Below are 15,489 nucleotides of genomic sequence, written 5' to 3' on the forward strand. Positions count from 1 at the left end.
AAGACTATCAGCCCGCCGGTGATCGTTGTCGACGCCGGTGACGATCCCGCTTGCGCGCATGTCTTCGAAGTGACACAACAGTGTCACAAAAATGAAACCTGTCGATCTGGCAGGAGAAGGAGACGATGCAATGCGTGTGATTGTCGCGACGATGCTGGTGGGTGCGTGCCTGACGACGCCAGCGCTGGCTGCCGACCGAACCGGCTATCAGGCGATCGCTGCCGGTGACTTCACCGCGGCGGCAAAGCGGATCGAGGCGGAGCGGCGGATTTTTCCGGATCGTCCCGAATTGATGCTCAACCTGGCCGTCGCCTATGCGCGGACCGGACGCACGTCGGATGCGCGCGCGCTCTACAGCGAAGTGCTGCAGCGACCCGAAGTGGCGATGGATATGCCCAATGGCGCCATCGTGTCTTCGCACGACGTGGCGACGCGCGGGCTGTCGCGGATGACGACGACGCTCGCGACGCGTTGACCTGGCGGCGGCCCGCCCGATGGAGCGGGCCGTCGGCTGTTACAGTCGCGGGAGCGTGACCCCGCGCTGACCCATGTATTTGCCGGCCCGATCGGCGTAGCTGATCTCGCAGGGTTCGTTGCCTTGCAGGAACAGGAACTGGCAGGCGCCTTCGTTGGCATAGATCTTGGCGGGCAGGGGCGTGGTGTTCGAGAATTCGAGCGTGACATGCCCTTCCCAGCCCGGCTCCAGCGGCGTCACGTTGACGATGATGCCGCATCGCGCATAGGTCGATTTGCCGAGGCAGATGACCAGCACGTCGCGCGGCACCCGGAAATATTCTACCGTGCGGGCAAGCGCGAAGCTGTTCGGCGGAATGATGCAGACATCGGTCTTGCGATCGACGAAGCTGTTCGCGGCGAAGTCCTTTGGGTCGACGAGAGCGTTGTCGACGTTGGTGAAGATCTTGAACTCGTCGGCGACCCTCGCGTCATAGCCGTACGACGACAAGCCATAGCTGATGCAGCCTTCCCGCCGCTGGTTCTCGACGAACGGTTCGATCATCTGCTGGCCGAGTGCTGCCTCGCGAATCCAGCGGTCGGACAATATGGACATCACGGCTCCCCTTCGACGCGCGTCTTTGCCGGTTCGACGGGTGAGGGCAAGGTGTGTAGCGTTATCGCATGCGACCACTGATCGACTTCGCGTACCGGATGCGCCTTCGCATACTGGCGCTGCTGCGGTGGCGGACACGAGGGGTGAAAGTGATGGCTTTCGATCCCGCCGGCCGGCTGCTGCTGGTGCGGCATCGCTATGGACGATCGGATTTGTGGATGCTGCCAGGTGGGGGGATCGCACGGGGTGAGACGCCCGAGGTGGCAGCGGTGCGGGAACTGGCCGAAGAGACCGGATGTCGGCTGGATGCGGTGGTGCCGATCGGTCGCTACGAATCGGGCAGTGAGGGGCGGCGCGACACCGTCCATCTATTTCGCGCACTGACGGCGGGCGAACCGGTTATCGATGCGGTCGAATTGGCGGAGGCGCGGTTCTTCGCACTCGATGCCCTGCCGGACACGCTGTCGCCGGCGACGCGGCGGCGGGTGGACGAGTTGGCCGGGGCGCGGCAACGGGATGGCCGGTGGTAGCAGGTGGTTCGATGAGCTGGTGGCTCGCTGATCCGGAGCCATTGCTTACCTCACCCTCCGGCAGCTTCTCTGCCACCTCCCGGTTACGGGGAGGAACGGGGTTAGTGTATGCCTAGATCTGCCGGGCCAAAGGCTTGGGGGAGCAGTTCCGACAAGCGGTAGCTGGCCACCGCATCGCCCTCGGCTGCACCGCAATGGACCATCAGGTCGCGGCCACCGAGTTGCGCGGCTTCGTTGAGGATCTGGCGACAGCGACCGCAGGGGCTGACGGGGGCGGTGCCGGTGGCATGGCCTTCGGCATCCATCGCGCCTCCGATCACCCCGATCGACACGACATCGCGCAACCGGCCGGCCGCACTGGCGGTGGCGATCGCCACCGTCTCGGCGCAGAGCGACAGCCCATAGCTCGCGTTTTCGACGTTGGCACCGGTGATCAGACTGCCGTCCGTCATCAACAATGCCGCGCCCACCGCGAAGCGCGAATAGGGGGCATGGGCGCGCGTCGCCGCTTCGCGCGCGGCAAGGATCAGGCGTTGGCGGTCTTCGGTCATGGTGCGACGACGTTCCAGTTCACAGGGCCTTCGATGCCGTCGATGCGGCGGATATCGCTCGCCCGCCACATTCGCCACGGATGGGCGGCATACGCGGGGGGGAAGAGGTTGGCGATCGCCCAGACCGGTCGGTCGATCGCGGCGGACACCTGATATTCGGCGTCCACCGCCTTGGTCAGCCGCAACAGCACCGGCTTGCGCGTATGGCTCTCCACCATCCTGATGAAGGTCCGTAATTCGCCGATCAGTACGTCGCGATCCGGGCGGGCGGTGCAATCGTCGTGGAAGCCGACGTCGATCGCGGCGGGCAGGGCGTCGGCGGTGCGGGGGACAAAGGTATTAAAGGCATTCGCCTGATCCGCCGCGAGCTGGCACAGCGAATAGAGGTGGACCGCACCGCGTCGCAGGCCGGCATCGGGGAGGGCCGCCCAGTTGGCTTCGAACCCCGGATCACGCCGGTCCGCGCCCGATGTCGCGACGAGATAGGCGAAGTCGGCACCGCGCGCCCGCACCGTGCCCCATTCGATGTCACCGGGATTCTCGTTCAGGTCGATGCCCTGCAACGGATACTGGCTTTGTGCGGGATGCCAGCCGGTCGCGAAGCTCCAGCCACCGATGCCGAGCAGACCCGCGCCGATCAGCACGCCCGCAGCCTTGAGCAATCCATACCCCATCAGCCGCGCAGATGCAGAACGCAGATCAGCGTGAACAGGCGACGCGCAGTATCGAAATCGACCTCGATCTTGCCCTCCAGCCGCTCGCGCAGGAGTTCGGCGGCATCATTGTGGACGGCACGACGGGCCATGTCGACGGTCTCGATCTGTTGTGGGGTGGAGGCCCGTATCGCCTGATAGTAACTATCGCAAATCGCGAAGTAATCCTTGATCGACCGGCGGAAGCGGCCGAGCGCCAGCACCAGCGTCTCGAGATGGCTGTCGTCCTCGCGATGAATGTGGATGCCGAGCCGTCCCTCCGCCGATTCGAGCTTAATCCGGTAGGGGCCCGCATAATCGTCGGCATGCGCACGCTGCGGCGCAAAGTGATTCCCTTCCAGCAGGTCGAAAATCGCGATCCGCCGTTCCTGATCGACGTCGGCCGATCGCCAGCCGATGCTGTGCTCGTCCAGGGTGACGTCGATGATCCGCGGGTCGGCCATATGGTCCGATAGTCGGGTTCAGCCGATACGACAAACCGTGTTGCCATCCGAATTTTCGGATACAAGCGCGGGTATGGCCACTCTCGCATTCCCGACTCCGGCGGTTCCCGCCGAACCGCTCCAGCTGCCCCGCAACGTCGAAGCCGAGGCCGCGATGCTCGGCGCGATGATGATCGACAATCGCCTCGCCGACGATCTGGTCGACCGGCTGGAGCCGGCCCACTTCTACGAACCCGTTCACGGCCGCATCTTCGCCGCGATCAAGACGCTGCGGGTCAACGACATGCTGGCTACGCCCGTGACGCTGCGCCCGATGTTCGACGCGGACGAGGGGATGCGCGAGCTGGGCGGGCCGTCGTATCTCGCCAGCCTGACCGGATCGGGCGCCGGCCTGATCGGCGCGCGCCAGTTCGCGACCCAGATCTATGACCTCGCCATGCTGCGCGCGCTGGTCAGCGTCGGCCGGACACTGGTCGAGCGGGCGATGGACACCTCGGAAGAGGTCAACCCACGCGCGCAGATCGAGGCGGCGGAGGAGGAATTGTACAAGGTCGCCGGCGACGGCGGTGCGGACAATGCCACCAAGAGCTTCGCGCAGGCGACGACGATGGCGGTCAAGATGGCTGAACGCGCGCTGAATTCCGGCGGTAACCTGTCGGGCGTCACCACCGGCCTCGACAGCGTCAATTCCAAGATCGGCGGCATGCATCATTCCGACTTGATGATCCTGGCGGGGCGTCCCGGCATGGGCAAGACGTCGCTGGCGACCAACATCGCCTTCAACGCGGCGCGGCGCTGGATGCGCGACATGCAGGACGGGATTCCGCCGGCTGAATCGGTCGGCGCGAAGGTGGTGTTCTTCAGCCTGGAAATGAGCGCCGACCAGCTGGCGACGCGTATTCTGGCCGAACAATCCGGAATCAGTTCCGAATCGCTGCGCATGGGCAAGATCAGCAAGGCAGAGTTCGGCCAATTGGCGGCAGCGGCAGCGGAGCTGGAGACGTTGCCGCTGTTCATCGACGATACCGGCGGCCTGAGCATCAGCGCGCTGCACACCCGCGTGCGCCGCCTGCAACGGCGGCACAACAACGAGATCGGGCTGGTGGTGGTCGATTACCTCCAGCTGCTGACCGGTGGTGGCAAGGGATCGAAGGAGAACCGCGTGCAGGAGATCTCTGAGATTTCGCGCGGATTGAAAACGCTGGCGAAGGACATGAACGTGCCGGTGCTGGCGCTGTCGCAGCTGAGCCGCGCGGTCGAAAGCCGCGAGGACAAACGGCCGATGCTGTCCGACCTTCGCGAATCGGGGTCGATCGAGCAGGACGCCGACATGGTCTGGTTCGTGTTCCGCGAAGATTATTACACCGCCCAGCGCGAACCGAAGCGGCCGATGGAAGGCGACGAGGCTAGGGTGTTCGAGGATCACGCCAAATGGGCGAGCGACATGGAGCGCGTGTTCGGCCTCGCCGAGCTGATCGTCGCGAAGCAGCGCCATGGTGCGACCGGCAAGGTGGTGCTGAAGTTCGATCCGACGATCACGAAGTTCAGCGACTTCGCGGGGTATTGATCGGCAGAGCGGATCATCCTCTTCCGACCTATCGTCCCCGCGAACGTCGGGATGGCGAGGTATGGGAGGAGACCGGCTGAAAATTCAGCCCATTATCAGTAGTCAGCACCGGCCCGTTCAGCCTAGAGCGAGGTGAACGGTGCGAGGGCCGGCGCGGTGTCGCGTGAGAGGGTCCCGGAAGGAACAGCATGATGAGAACCACAGCGACGGTGGCCATGGCCGCCATGCTCCTGCCGGCGATTCCGGCTACGGCGCAGGTGGTGCAGGTGCCGGTGCCGCCCTCGGCTGCCGTAGCGCCACCGGTGGTGATGCCGACGATGCCGCTGCCGCAGTTGAGCGATGCGCAGGCGTCGCAGCTTGCCGCCCTGCTGGCGCGCGACACGCTGGCGCAGGGTCTGGCCGTGGCAGCGCCACAGCCGATGGATGCGGCCGCCCGCGACCGGCTGGTGCGCGATGCGCTGGATCATGCCCGCGCAGTGCATGCCGGACGACTGGCCGAGGCGGATTTCCAGCGCGACTGGGGATTGCGGCCACCGGTATTCGATCCGTTGCCGGGCTTTGCCGATGCCGTGAAGCGCGATCGTATCGCGGCATGGTTCGCGGCATTGCCGCCGCCCTATTCGGGCTATGACGGGCTGAAGGCGGGGCTTGAACGCTATCGCAGCATCGCTGCGGCGGGCGGCTGGTCGACGTTGGCGGGGGGACCCGATCTGGCGATGGGTGCGACCGGCGCGCGGGTGCTGGCGCTGCGTCAACGACTGGCAGTGGAAGACGCTGACGTCGCTGCGAGCGGTTCCAGCTTCGATGCCGCACTGGTCGAAGGCGTCCGCCGCGCGCAGCGGCGTTACGGCCTGAACCCTACGGGTACGGTCGCCGGTCAGACGCTGGCGGCGCTGAACGTCCCCGCGGCGGCGCGGGTGCGGCAGATCATGGCGAACATGGAGCGGTGGCGCTGGCTGCCGCAGCAACTGCCGCGGGACCGTATTCAGGTGAACATCGCCGCGGCGGTGCTGACCGTGTTCGATGGCGACGCACCGGTCATGTCGATGCGTGCGGTCACCGGCCGACCGGGGGATGAAACGCCGATGCTGTCGTCGACGATCCACAGCGTCGTGATCAATCCGCCGTGGAACGTGCCGACGTCGATCGCGACGAAGGAGCTGTGGCCGAAGGAAAAGGCCAGCCCGGGCTATTTCAAACGCAACGGTTTCCGCGTGATCGACGGCACCCGCCTGCAACAGCGGGCGGGCGACCAGAGCGCGCTCGGCCGCTACAAGTTCGATTTCGACAACGCTTTTTCGGTGTATCTGCACGACACGCCGTCGCGTGCGAAATTCGCAAGCTTCAGCCGGCTGGCGAGCCACGGCTGCGTGCGGCTGGAAAAGCCCGCCGACCTCGCCGAACTGCTGTTGAAGGGCGATCCTGCCTGGACGCCGGAGGCGATCGCCGCCGCCGTGGACAAGGGCGACACGGTGCGGGCGCGGCTGACCAAGCCGGTGTCGGTGTATCTGCTGTACTGGACTGCCTTCGCCAGCGGTAACGGCCAGATGAATTTCCGCGCCGATCCGTATGGCTGGGATTCGACTTTAGCGTCGAAGATCGAGGCGCGCTCGGCGACGCAACTGATCGCGGCACGGTGAAGGGGACGAGAATGATGCAATATCGCAGGATCAGGATCGCCGTATCGGCGACCGCGGGGCTGCTGGCGCTGGCGGCCTGCTCGCGGAACGAACCGGAACAGCCACCGGTCGAAAACGCGGCAGTCGAGGAGATTGCTCCGGACGAGGCGCCGTCGCCGGTCGAGACGCCATCGGCCGCGCCGACCCCGGCAGCGATCGACAACAGCGTTGCGATCGCGCCACCGCCCGTCGAGGAGATCGCACCCGACATGCAGGTGCTCGACGATGCCGACGCGACGGGCATGACGGCGCGGGTGTCGCGCGACGAGGCACCCGCCGCCGATCCGACGCCGTCCGCGCCGGGCAACGACGAGGCGGCGCAATAACGACGGGCTCGTTAGTCGGGCCCTTCCATTCGGACCACAACCATCGGGTAGCGTAGCGATGACCATGTTCCGACGCGCATCGGGTATGATGCGCGGCATGCTGGCGTTCTGGTGCATGCTGGCGGCGATGTCGGCAGTGACGACGCTGGCATCGCCGGCGTCGGCGGCGACGCGGCCAGTATCCGCCATCCTGATGGATGCGGACGACGGCAGCATATTGTACGCCGAGAATGCCGGGATCGTCCGGCGGCCGGCGTCGCTGACCAAAATGATGACGTTGTTTCTGGTGTTCGACGCGCTCGACGCCGGGACGTTGCGACCGGGTGATCCGGTGCGGATCTCTCGCTATGCCGCCAGTCAGCCGCCGTCGCGGGTCGGATTGCGTCCGGGGGCGTCGATGACGATCGATCAGGCGATCCGGGCGATCGCCGTGGTGTCGGCCAACGATGTTGCGGTGGCGCTGGCAGAGACACTGGGTGGAACCGAGGATCGGTTCGCCCGGATGATGACGGCCAAGGCTCGCGCGCTCGGGCTGGAGGATACGTCGTTCACCAACGCATCGGGCCTGCCCGGTCACAATCTGACGACGGCGCAGGACATCGCCCGACTGTCGCTGGCGCTGCTGCGCGATCATCCGGATCGCTATGCTGCGTTCAGCGTGCGATCGTTCAGCTGGGGCAAGCGGCGGGTACAGAGCCACAACCATCTGCTCGGCGCGTTTCAGGGCGCGGACGGGATCAAGACCGGCTATACGGCGGAGGCGGGCTTCGCGCTGGCGGCATCGGCGAAGCGTAACGGGCGCCGCCTGATCGCGGTGGTGATCGGCGAGCGGTCGGTGCAGATCCGCGACCGCAGGGTGGCAAAGATGCTGGAGGAAGGATTTCGGGGTCTCGCGCCATCAGGCGCCGTGGCGAGCAAGACGACGCGCGCCGAAGAGGGGCTGCTGGGGCCGGGCTTCGCGGCGACGATCGCCGCGCTGGGCGCGGCAGCGGATGCCGACGAAACGCCGGAAGGCGGCGGCGGGGACTGAGCGGCGCTCCGCTGGTCCGCAGCCTTCACAGGCGCTATAGCGGGGCATGCTCCGCATCACCGAACTGAAGCTGCCCCTCAATCATCCGGAGGAGGCACTGGCGGCGGCGATCCGCAATCGCCTGCGTATCACGCCGCGTGACCTGATCCGCTACACCGTTGCGCGCCGGGCGCATGACGCGCGCGACAAGATGGACATCCACTTCGTCTATTCGATCGACGTGACGGTAAAGAACGAGCCGCAGGTGCTGGCTCGCTTCAAACGTGATCGCGACGTCAATATCACGCCCGACACCGGCTATCGCTTCGTGACAAGGGCTCCCGCGGATTACGTCGGGCCACGCCCCGTGGTGGTGGGCGCGGGGCCGTGCGGATTGTTCGCCGGGCTGATCCTGGCCCAGATGGGCTTCCGGCCGATCATCCTCGATCGCGGCAAGCTGGTACGCGAGCGGACCAAGGACACCTGGGGACTGTGGCGCCGCAGCGAGCTGAACCCCGAATCGAACGTCCAGTTCGGAGAGGGCGGAGCAGGGACCTTCTCGGACGGCAAATTGTGGAGCCAGATCAAGGACCCGCGCCACCTCGGCCGCAAGGTGCTGACGGAATTCGTCAAGGCGGGCGCGCCGCCCGAGATCCTGACCGAGGCGCATCCGCATATCGGCACATTCCGGCTGGTGACGATGGTCGAGAGCATGCGCGCGACGGTCGAGGCACTGGGCGGCGAATACCGGTTCCAGCACCGCGTCGACGATATCGAGGTGGACACGGCGGCGGACGGCAGCCGGCGGTTGCGCGGCCTGACGCTGCAGACCGGCGAACGGATGGAGACGGGGCCGGTTGTGCTGGCGCTCGGCCACAGCGCGCGCGACACGTTCCACATGCTTCATGATCGCGGCGTGCATCTGGAGGCGAAGCCGTTCTCGATCGGGGTGCGGATCGAACATCCGCAAAGCTGGATCGACGAGGCCCGGTTCGGGCCGTGCGCCGGCCATCCCGATCTGGGGGCGGCGGCGTACAGCCTGTCGCACCATTGCACCAACGGACGAACGGTCTACAGCTTTTGCATGTGTCCGGGCGGCACCGTCGTCGCGGCGACAAGCGAGCCGGGGCGGGTCGCCACCAACGGCATGAGCCAATATTCGCGCAACGAACGCAACGCCAACTCCGGCATCGTCGTCGGCATCGATCCGGCACGCGACTATCCGGGTAATCCGCTCGCCGGGATCGAACTGCAACGGCATTGGGAAAGCCGGGCGTTCGAGGTCGGTGGCGGCGATTACAAGGCACCGGCGCAGCGGCTGGGCGACTTCCTCGCCGGACGGCCCTCGACGCAGCTTGGCAGCGTGATCCCGTCCTATCGCCCCGGCGTGCACCTGACCGACCTTGCCGCGTGCCTGCCCGACTTCGCGGTCTCCGCGATGCGCGAGGCATTGGTGGCGTTCGGTCGCGAGATTCCGGGCTATGACCATCCCGACGCGGTAATGACCGGCGTCGAGACCCGGACGTCGTCACCCGTGCGGATCACCCGCGGTGACGACTTCCAGAGCATCAACACCGCCGGGCTGTATCCTGCGGGCGAGGGGGCGGGTTACGCTGGCGGCATCCTGTCGGCTGCGGTCGACGGCATCAAGATCGCGGAAGCGGTGGCGCGCGGCCTGATGGCGGAACGGGCCGGCGCCGCTCGACTGGCAACCGCCGCGTGACGCGAATGAGTTTCAGTCCGCAACGGTCTTGTTTGTCGACGGTCGAAGTTCTATACTGAGCGATATGGAAAGCGTTGCAACTCTGCCCCACAAGGGTCGCCCGCGGGAATTCTGCACCGATGCCGCGCTGGCGGCGGCGCTGCGCGTGTTCTGGAGCAAGGGATATGAAGGTGCCTCGCTCGCCGACCTGACGGAGGCGATGCAGATCACGCGTCCCAGCCTGTATGCCGCGTTCGGCAACAAGGAGGCCTTGTTCCACAAGGCGCTCGACCTCTACGAGGCAGAGAAGCTGGAATATACCCGCGTCGCATTGGAACAGCCGACCGCGCGCGCCGTCGCCGAGCATTTCATGCGCGGCGCGCTCGCGATGCAGACCAGCCAATGCGATCCCAAGGGGTGCCTTGGCGTGATCAGCGCGATGGCCTGCGGTGCGGAAGCCGAATCGATCAAGGCCGACGTGATCGCCCGCCGCGCATCGTCTCAGGCGGCACTGGTAGACCGATTCGAACAGGCGAAACGCGACGGCGACCTGCCCGCGCACGTCGATGCCCTTGGCCTGACCAGTTATCTCTACGCCCTGTTGCAGGGCATGGCGGTGCAGGCCGGATCGGGTGCGACCCGTGCCGAACTCGAGCGGCTGGTCGACACCAGCCTCGCAGTCTGGCCGAGCCGCTGATCGCACAGCCGCCGACGATTTCCTGAACCTTCCAGACCCATCTGTGGCAGGTCGGTAGTCGATGAACGTGCCACGTCGGATCTGGTTTGGCCTGCTCGCGGCGGCGGTGATCGCCGCATTGCTGGCGATCGGGAACCGCTGGGTCGACACATCGGCACGTGCGGCCGCGGATCGCAATGCGCTGGCCCTGGCGCGCACCCATCGGGGCCTGCTCGAAAGCGAATTGCAGAAGTTCCGGCTGCTCCCGCTGGTGCTCGCCGAATACCCCGACGTCGCTTCTGCCATCGGCGGCAGCGATCCCGCCGCGGTGGGCCGGCTCGACCGCACGCTGGCATCGCTCGCGGCACGTACCGACGCCGCTGTCCTCTATGCGATCGACGCGAAAGGACGCGCGCGCGCCGCTAGCAATTGGCAGCAACCCACGAGCTTCGTCGGACAGGATTATACCTTTCGCCGCTATTTCACCGAGGCGATGGCGCGTGGCGGTTCGGAGCTGTTTGCGCTCGGGTCGGTTAGCGGCCGGCCAGGCCTGTATCTCGCGCGGCGGATCGACCGGGGTGGACGCAAGCTGGGAGTGATCGTCGTCAAGGTCGAGTTCGACCGGCTGGAACGTGAATGGGCGCGATCGCCCGGCGCGACGATCGTCGCAGACCGGCTCGGTCTGGTGCTGATCACCAGCGTGCCGGGCTGGCGGTTCCATCCCACCCGCCCACTCGATCCCCGCACGTTCGCGACGATGCGACGATCGCGCCAGTTCGGTGCGATGCTGTCGGCCGACGCCGCCTTTACGCGAGACGGGCGCGACGTGGTGATACCGGGCCGGCGGGGAACCGAACGCTTCCGGCTCGCGATGCTGACGGCGCCGCTCGCGGGCGCCACGCTGATGCATCTGTCCCCCCTTGCGCCGCCGCTCGCCGCCGCGCGGTCGCAGGCGTTGTCACTGGGGTTTGCACTGCTGCTGATCCTCGGCCTGTCCGGCGGGATCGGCCTGCGGGCGGCGGAGCGGCGACGCCTGCAACGCCGGGCGCGCGTAGCACTGGAGGAAGAGGTGATCCGCCGGACCGCCGAGTTGCGCGATGCCAACGCCAGACTGGTGATCGAATCCGAGGAGCGCGCCGGCGCGGACCGGCGGTTCCGTGCCGCGCGCGAGGAACTGGCGCAGGCGAACCGGCTGGGATCGCTGGGCCAGATCACTGCCGGCGTAGCGCATGAGATCAACCAGCCGCTCGCCGCGATCCGCACTTTCGCCGAGAACGGCTCGAGGTTGCTGGACCGCGGTGCACCCGATCTGGCGAGGGAAAATCTGGGGCGGATCGTCGGCCTGACCGAACGCATCGGCACGATCACCGGCGAACTGCGCGCCTTCGCACGCCGCCGCACGCCATCGCGCGGGACGCCGACCCTCGGTTCGGCAATCGATGGCACGATGCTGCTGATCGGCGATCGCGCCCGGCCAGTCGTGGTGGACGACATTGCGGCGGAGACGCGTGCATTGTGTGTCGACGGCGACCGTATCCGGCTGGAGCAGATCCTCGTCAACCTGATCCAGAACGCGCTGGATGCGGTTGCAGGCCGGCCCGACGCGCGGGTGACGCTGTCGGCGGAGCGGCAGGGGGCTAAGCGATTGCTGGTCCGCATCGCCGATAACGGTCCCGGGGTCGATGCCAGTCTGGACGACACGCTGTTCACCCCGTTCGCATCGGCCAAACCCGAAGGGCTCGGGCTTGGCCTTGCCATCGCCCGCGACATCGCGCGCGAATTCGGTGGCGAGCTCGCGCTCGTCGAGACCGCCGGGCAGGGCGCGGTGTTCAAACTGACGTTGTCGATCGCATGACGGCCGTCGCCGATCAGACCGTCTACTTCGTCGAGGACGACGACGCCCTGCGCTTTGCGACGACGCAGGCGCTTGAGCTCGCCGGATTGACCGTGCGCGCCTTCGCCGGGGCGGAAGCGGCACTGGCGGCGATTACGCCCGATCTCGACGGCGTCGTCGTGTCCGATATCCGGATGCCGCGCATGGACGGACTGCAGTTGCTCGCCCGCCTCCGGGACATCGACCGGGATCTGCCGGTGATCCTCATTACCGGGCATGGCGACGTGCCGATGGCGGTCTCGGCGCTGCGCGATGGCGCATGGGATTTCCTGACCAAGCCGTTCGCGACCGATCACCTGATCGCGACGGTCAGCCGCGCGCTGGAGCGGCGCGGGTTGCTGGTGGAGAACCGCCGGCTGCGCGCGGCGGCGGCGGCAGGCGAGGCGGAAAGCCCGTTGATCGGCGACAGTGCGGCGCTGGTGCAATTGCGTGCCACGATCCGTCAGCTGGCGCAGGCGGACGTCGACGTTCTGGTGGAGGGAGAGACAGGGACCGGCAAGGAGCTGGCGGCATTGATGCTGCATCGGCTGGGGCCGCGCCGGTCGCGCCCGTTCATGGCGGCGCATTGCGCGGCATTGACCGACGAGAATGCCGGGATCGAGCTGTTCGGCCATGCGGCGGACAGCGTGCCGCATACCCGGCTGGCGCGGACCGGCACGATCGCGTTGTCCAGCGGCGGCACGTTGCTGCTCGACGAGGTCGGCGATCTGGCGCCGGCCAGCCAGGCCGCACTGTTGCGCGTGATCGAGGAGCGCGAGGTGCAGCCGATCGGTGCTGCGCGCGCGGAGGCGCTCAACCTTCGCGTCGTCGCGACCAGCAGCGTCGATCTAGCGAAGGCGGTGCAGGACGGCCGGTTCCGTGGCGACCTGTATCACCGTTTCGCCGCGACGCGCCTGCACATTCCGCCGTTGCGCGAGCGCGAACACGACCGGATGATCCTGTTCGTCGCCTTCGTCGATCAGGCGCGCGATCAGCTGGCGCAACCGGATTACGTCATCGACGAGGCGGACCGCCGCCACGTCCTGACGCATCACTGGCCGGGGAACGTCCGCGAATTGCGCAACTATGCGTTCGATCGCGTCCTGAGCTTCGGCGGCGCGGCGGCGGGCGATGCCGGCATCCGCGACCTGCCGACCCGCGTCGCCGATTTCGAGGCCGCGACGATTGTCGACGCCCTGCGCGCCTGCGGCGGCAACGTCGTGCGGGCGGTTGACGTGCTCGGCATCCCGCGCAAGACGCTATACTACAAGCTCACACGCTACGGCATCGATCCCGACGCGTTCCGATCGTCGACGCGGTCATAGGTGCGGTTTCATCATTGCTATCCAGCCGTTCGGTTCTCGTCTCCGCTAAAGAGCTTGAGATCCGGAATCGCACGAAGGTTAAGCCTTCTTACGCTGGAACCCGCGCCTCTGCGCGCAGGACGTCGATCTCCCGGTCGACAATCGCGATCAGCGATGTGATCAGCTGATCTGTCGGAACGTGCGGTCGAACCAGCCGATGGTGCATCAGCCCGAGGCTCATCGTCAGGATCGTATCGGCGAGCGTTGCCCGCCGCTCCGCCAGATGGTCGCCTGGCGCGAGCATCTCGACCGCTTTCAGCATCTGCGCACGGACATCCTCGTGGATGACATTGAAGATATTGGCGATCCGTGTGTTACGGGCGGCTTCCGCCACGATCTCCGCGAACAATTGCTCGCCGTCCTCGTCGTCGTCGTCGGGCTGAACAAACTGATGCAGCCAGTCGCGAACCTGCTGGTCATCGCCCTGCTGGATAGCGAGTCGTAGCGAATCAGCGGCCATGAACGTGCGGCAATCGGCGTTGACGATCGCAGCGACGATATCCTCCTTGGCGGAAAAATCCCGATACAGCTGGCCAACCGCGACACCCGATTCCCTGGAAATCTGGGCGATCCCGGTCGCGTGAAATCCGTTTGCGATGAATAACTTACGTGCTGCGTCGATGACGAGCTGGCGACGCATCTCCAGCTTGTTTTTTGACGCACCGCAACAAATTTCCGATCCGATCATTCCGTCCTCGTCCCGGCGAGCCTTGACGCCAATTCACAAGAGGTAGTAGCAGGGCGTGAGTGATCGATCACTCACAATTTTATCAGCGGACATTTTGGCATGGCGAATAAGCGACACGGAGTGGCGGTGCTCGCGTTGGCACTGGCTCTGGCGGCGTGCGGGGGCGGCAACGAGCAGCAACAGCAGGCGCCGCAGGGCCCGCCCAGCGTTGGTTATGTCGTTGTTCGCCCGCAGGCGGTGACGCTCACCAACGAGCTACCCGGCCGCACCACCGCGTTCGAAACCTCCGAAGTACGCCCGCAGGTCAACGGTCTTGTACTGGACCGGTTGTTCGTCGAGGGCGATGTCGTCCGCAAGGGCCAGCCTTTGTACCGGATCGACCCGTCGCCGTATCAGGCGCAGGTCGCCAGCGCCCGCGCGGCGCTGGCGCGTGCGCGTGCCAGCATCGCCTCCAGCGCGGCGCTGGCCCGCCGCTACGGCGAGTTGGTCAAGATCAACGCGATCTCACGCCAGGATCTCGAAAACGCACAGACGACGGCGCAACAGGCGCAGGCGGATGTGGCCGCGCAGCAGGCGGCGCTGCGTACCGCGCAGATCGATCTTGCGCGCACCACCATCCGCGCGCCGATCACCGGCCGCATCGGCCGCTCGGTCTTCACCACCGGTGCGCTGGTGTCCGCCGCGCAGACCGATGCGCTCGCGACGATCCAGCGGATCGACCCGATCTACGTCGATATCCAGCAGTCGAGCGCCGACCTGCTCAAGCTGCGCCAGCAGATCATGAACGGCCAGCTGACGCGCGACGGCAATGCGCCGGTCAAGCTGAAGCTGGAGGACGGCAGCGATTACGGTCCGCAGGGGACGCTGCGCTTCGCCGACGTCACCGTCGATCCGACGACCGGCTCGCAGGTCATCCGTGCGCTGTTCCCCAATCCCAACGGCTTGCTGCTGCCGGGCATGTTCGTCCGCGCCTCGCTGGCGCAGGGAACGGATCAGAATGCGATCCTGGTACCGCAGCGCGCGGTGACGCGTGACGAAAAGGGCAATGCGACCGTGATGGTCATCGGGGCGGACAACAAGGTGCAGCCGCGCGTGCTCCAGACCGGACGGACGATCGGCGACAATTGGCTCGTCACCGGCGGTCTGAAGGCGGGCGACAAGGTGATCGTCGAGGGCGGCATGATGCTGCGCCCCGGCATGGCCGTGCAGGGCAAGCCGTGGAACCCCAACGCGCCCGCCGCCGGAGCCCAGCCGGGCAACGGCGCCGGTGCACCCGCAGCGCAGGCGAAGTAACCCCAG

16 protein-coding genes are annotated in these 15,489 nt (G+C 66.6%); 11 read left to right on the forward strand and 5 right to left on the reverse strand.

All coding sequences use genetic code 11. The features are described 5' to 3' along the window. Positions 1-130 precede the first annotated feature (130 nt). The gene (locus tag NF699_18475; GenBank protein USU04987.1) at positions 131-475 is read left to right on the forward strand and encodes a tetratricopeptide repeat protein; all 345 of its coding nucleotides are present in this window, start codon (positions 131-133) and stop codon (positions 473-475) included. Positions 476-514: 39 nt separating this feature from the next. On the opposite strand, the gene dcd is transcribed toward NF699_18475, so the two are convergent. After that, the gene (gene dcd, locus NF699_18480; protein ID USU04988.1) at positions 515-1,069 is read right to left on the reverse strand and encodes a dCTP deaminase; all 555 of its coding nucleotides are present in this window, start codon (positions 1,067-1,069) and stop codon (positions 515-517) included. 152 nt (positions 1,070-1,221) lie between these two features. Between dcd and NF699_18485 the strand changes: the two genes are divergently transcribed. After that, entirely contained in the window at positions 1,222-1,599 is a 378-nt protein-coding gene (locus tag NF699_18485; GenBank protein ID USU04989.1) for an NUDIX domain-containing protein, read from the forward strand. Between the two features lie 101 nt (positions 1,600-1,700). Here NF699_18485 and NF699_18490 read toward each other — a convergent pair whose 3' ends face one another. Genes NF699_18490 through NF699_18500 form a run of 3 tightly spaced genes read right to left on the reverse strand, consistent with a single transcriptional unit; the run spans position 1,701 to position 3,306 of the window. Next, positions 1,701-2,150 carry a cytidine deaminase gene (locus NF699_18490; protein USU04990.1) on the reverse strand — a complete coding sequence of 150 codons (450 nt, stop codon included), beginning with the start codon at positions 2,148-2,150 and terminating at the stop codon, positions 1,701-1,703. Beyond that, on the reverse strand, positions 2,147-2,824 hold the full coding sequence (locus NF699_18495) for a glycosyl hydrolase (GenBank protein USU04991.1): 678 nt from the start codon (positions 2,822-2,824) through the stop codon (positions 2,147-2,149). Before NF699_18495 ends, NF699_18490 begins: the two co-directional genes overlap by 4 nt. Further along, positions 2,824-3,306: a UPF0262 family protein gene (locus NF699_18500; GenBank protein USU04992.1), complete on the reverse strand. Its 483-nt coding sequence runs from the start codon at positions 3,304-3,306 to the stop codon at positions 2,824-2,826. The genes NF699_18495 and NF699_18500 overlap by 1 nt, the downstream gene beginning before the upstream one ends. A gap of 73 nt (positions 3,307-3,379) precedes the next feature. On the opposite strand from NF699_18500, the gene NF699_18505 reads away from it, so the two are divergent. The 8 genes from NF699_18505 (at position 3,380) to NF699_18540 (ending at position 13,463) form a co-directional block, all read left to right on the forward strand. Next, positions 3,380-4,873 (forward strand): replicative DNA helicase, encoded by a 1,494-nt coding sequence (locus tag NF699_18505; GenBank protein ID USU04993.1) that lies wholly within the window; start codon positions 3,380-3,382, stop codon positions 4,871-4,873. Positions 4,874-5,061: 188 nt separating this feature from the next. After that, on the forward strand, positions 5,062-6,513 hold the full coding sequence (locus NF699_18510) for a L,D-transpeptidase family protein (GenBank protein USU04994.1): 1,452 nt from the start codon (positions 5,062-5,064) through the stop codon (positions 6,511-6,513). 11 nt (positions 6,514-6,524) lie between these two features. Further along, positions 6,525-6,878: a hypothetical protein gene (locus NF699_18515; protein USU04995.1), complete on the forward strand. Its 354-nt coding sequence runs from the start codon at positions 6,525-6,527 to the stop codon at positions 6,876-6,878. Positions 6,879-6,936: 58 nt separating this feature from the next. Next, the gene (locus tag NF699_18520) at positions 6,937-7,908 is read left to right on the forward strand and encodes a D-alanyl-D-alanine carboxypeptidase (protein USU04996.1); all 972 of its coding nucleotides are present in this window, start codon (positions 6,937-6,939) and stop codon (positions 7,906-7,908) included. A gap of 46 nt (positions 7,909-7,954) precedes the next feature. Further along, positions 7,955-9,610 (forward strand): NAD(P)/FAD-dependent oxidoreductase, encoded by a 1,656-nt coding sequence (locus tag NF699_18525; protein USU04997.1) that lies wholly within the window; start codon positions 7,955-7,957, stop codon positions 9,608-9,610. A 64-nt stretch (positions 9,611-9,674) separates the two neighbouring features. Beyond that, on the forward strand, positions 9,675-10,286 hold the full coding sequence (locus tag NF699_18530) for a TetR/AcrR family transcriptional regulator (protein USU04998.1): 612 nt from the start codon (positions 9,675-9,677) through the stop codon (positions 10,284-10,286). A 61-nt stretch (positions 10,287-10,347) separates the two neighbouring features. Continuing rightward, the gene (locus NF699_18535) at positions 10,348-12,120 is read left to right on the forward strand and encodes an ATP-binding protein (protein USU04999.1); all 1,773 of its coding nucleotides are present in this window, start codon (positions 10,348-10,350) and stop codon (positions 12,118-12,120) included. After that, the gene (locus NF699_18540) at positions 12,117-13,463 is read left to right on the forward strand and encodes a sigma-54 dependent transcriptional regulator (GenBank protein USU05000.1); all 1,347 of its coding nucleotides are present in this window, start codon (positions 12,117-12,119) and stop codon (positions 13,461-13,463) included. Before NF699_18535 ends, NF699_18540 begins: the two co-directional genes overlap by 4 nt. Positions 13,464-13,551: 88 nt before the next feature. Here NF699_18540 and NF699_18545 read toward each other — a convergent pair whose 3' ends face one another. After that, positions 13,552-14,142: a TetR/AcrR family transcriptional regulator gene (locus tag NF699_18545; protein ID USU05001.1), complete on the reverse strand. Its 591-nt coding sequence runs from the start codon at positions 14,140-14,142 to the stop codon at positions 13,552-13,554. 147 nt (positions 14,143-14,289) lie between these two features. Here NF699_18545 and NF699_18550 point away from each other — a divergent pair, with 147 nt between their 5' ends. Then, the gene (locus tag NF699_18550) at positions 14,290-15,483 is read left to right on the forward strand and encodes an efflux RND transporter periplasmic adaptor subunit (protein USU05002.1); all 1,194 of its coding nucleotides are present in this window, start codon (positions 14,290-14,292) and stop codon (positions 15,481-15,483) included. The last annotated feature ends 6 nt before the right edge of the window (positions 15,484-15,489 follow it).

This window comes from Sphingomonadaceae bacterium OTU29LAMAA1 (genome assembly GCA_024072375.1).
Lineage (GTDB): Bacteria > Pseudomonadota > Alphaproteobacteria > Sphingomonadales > Sphingomonadaceae > Sphingomonas.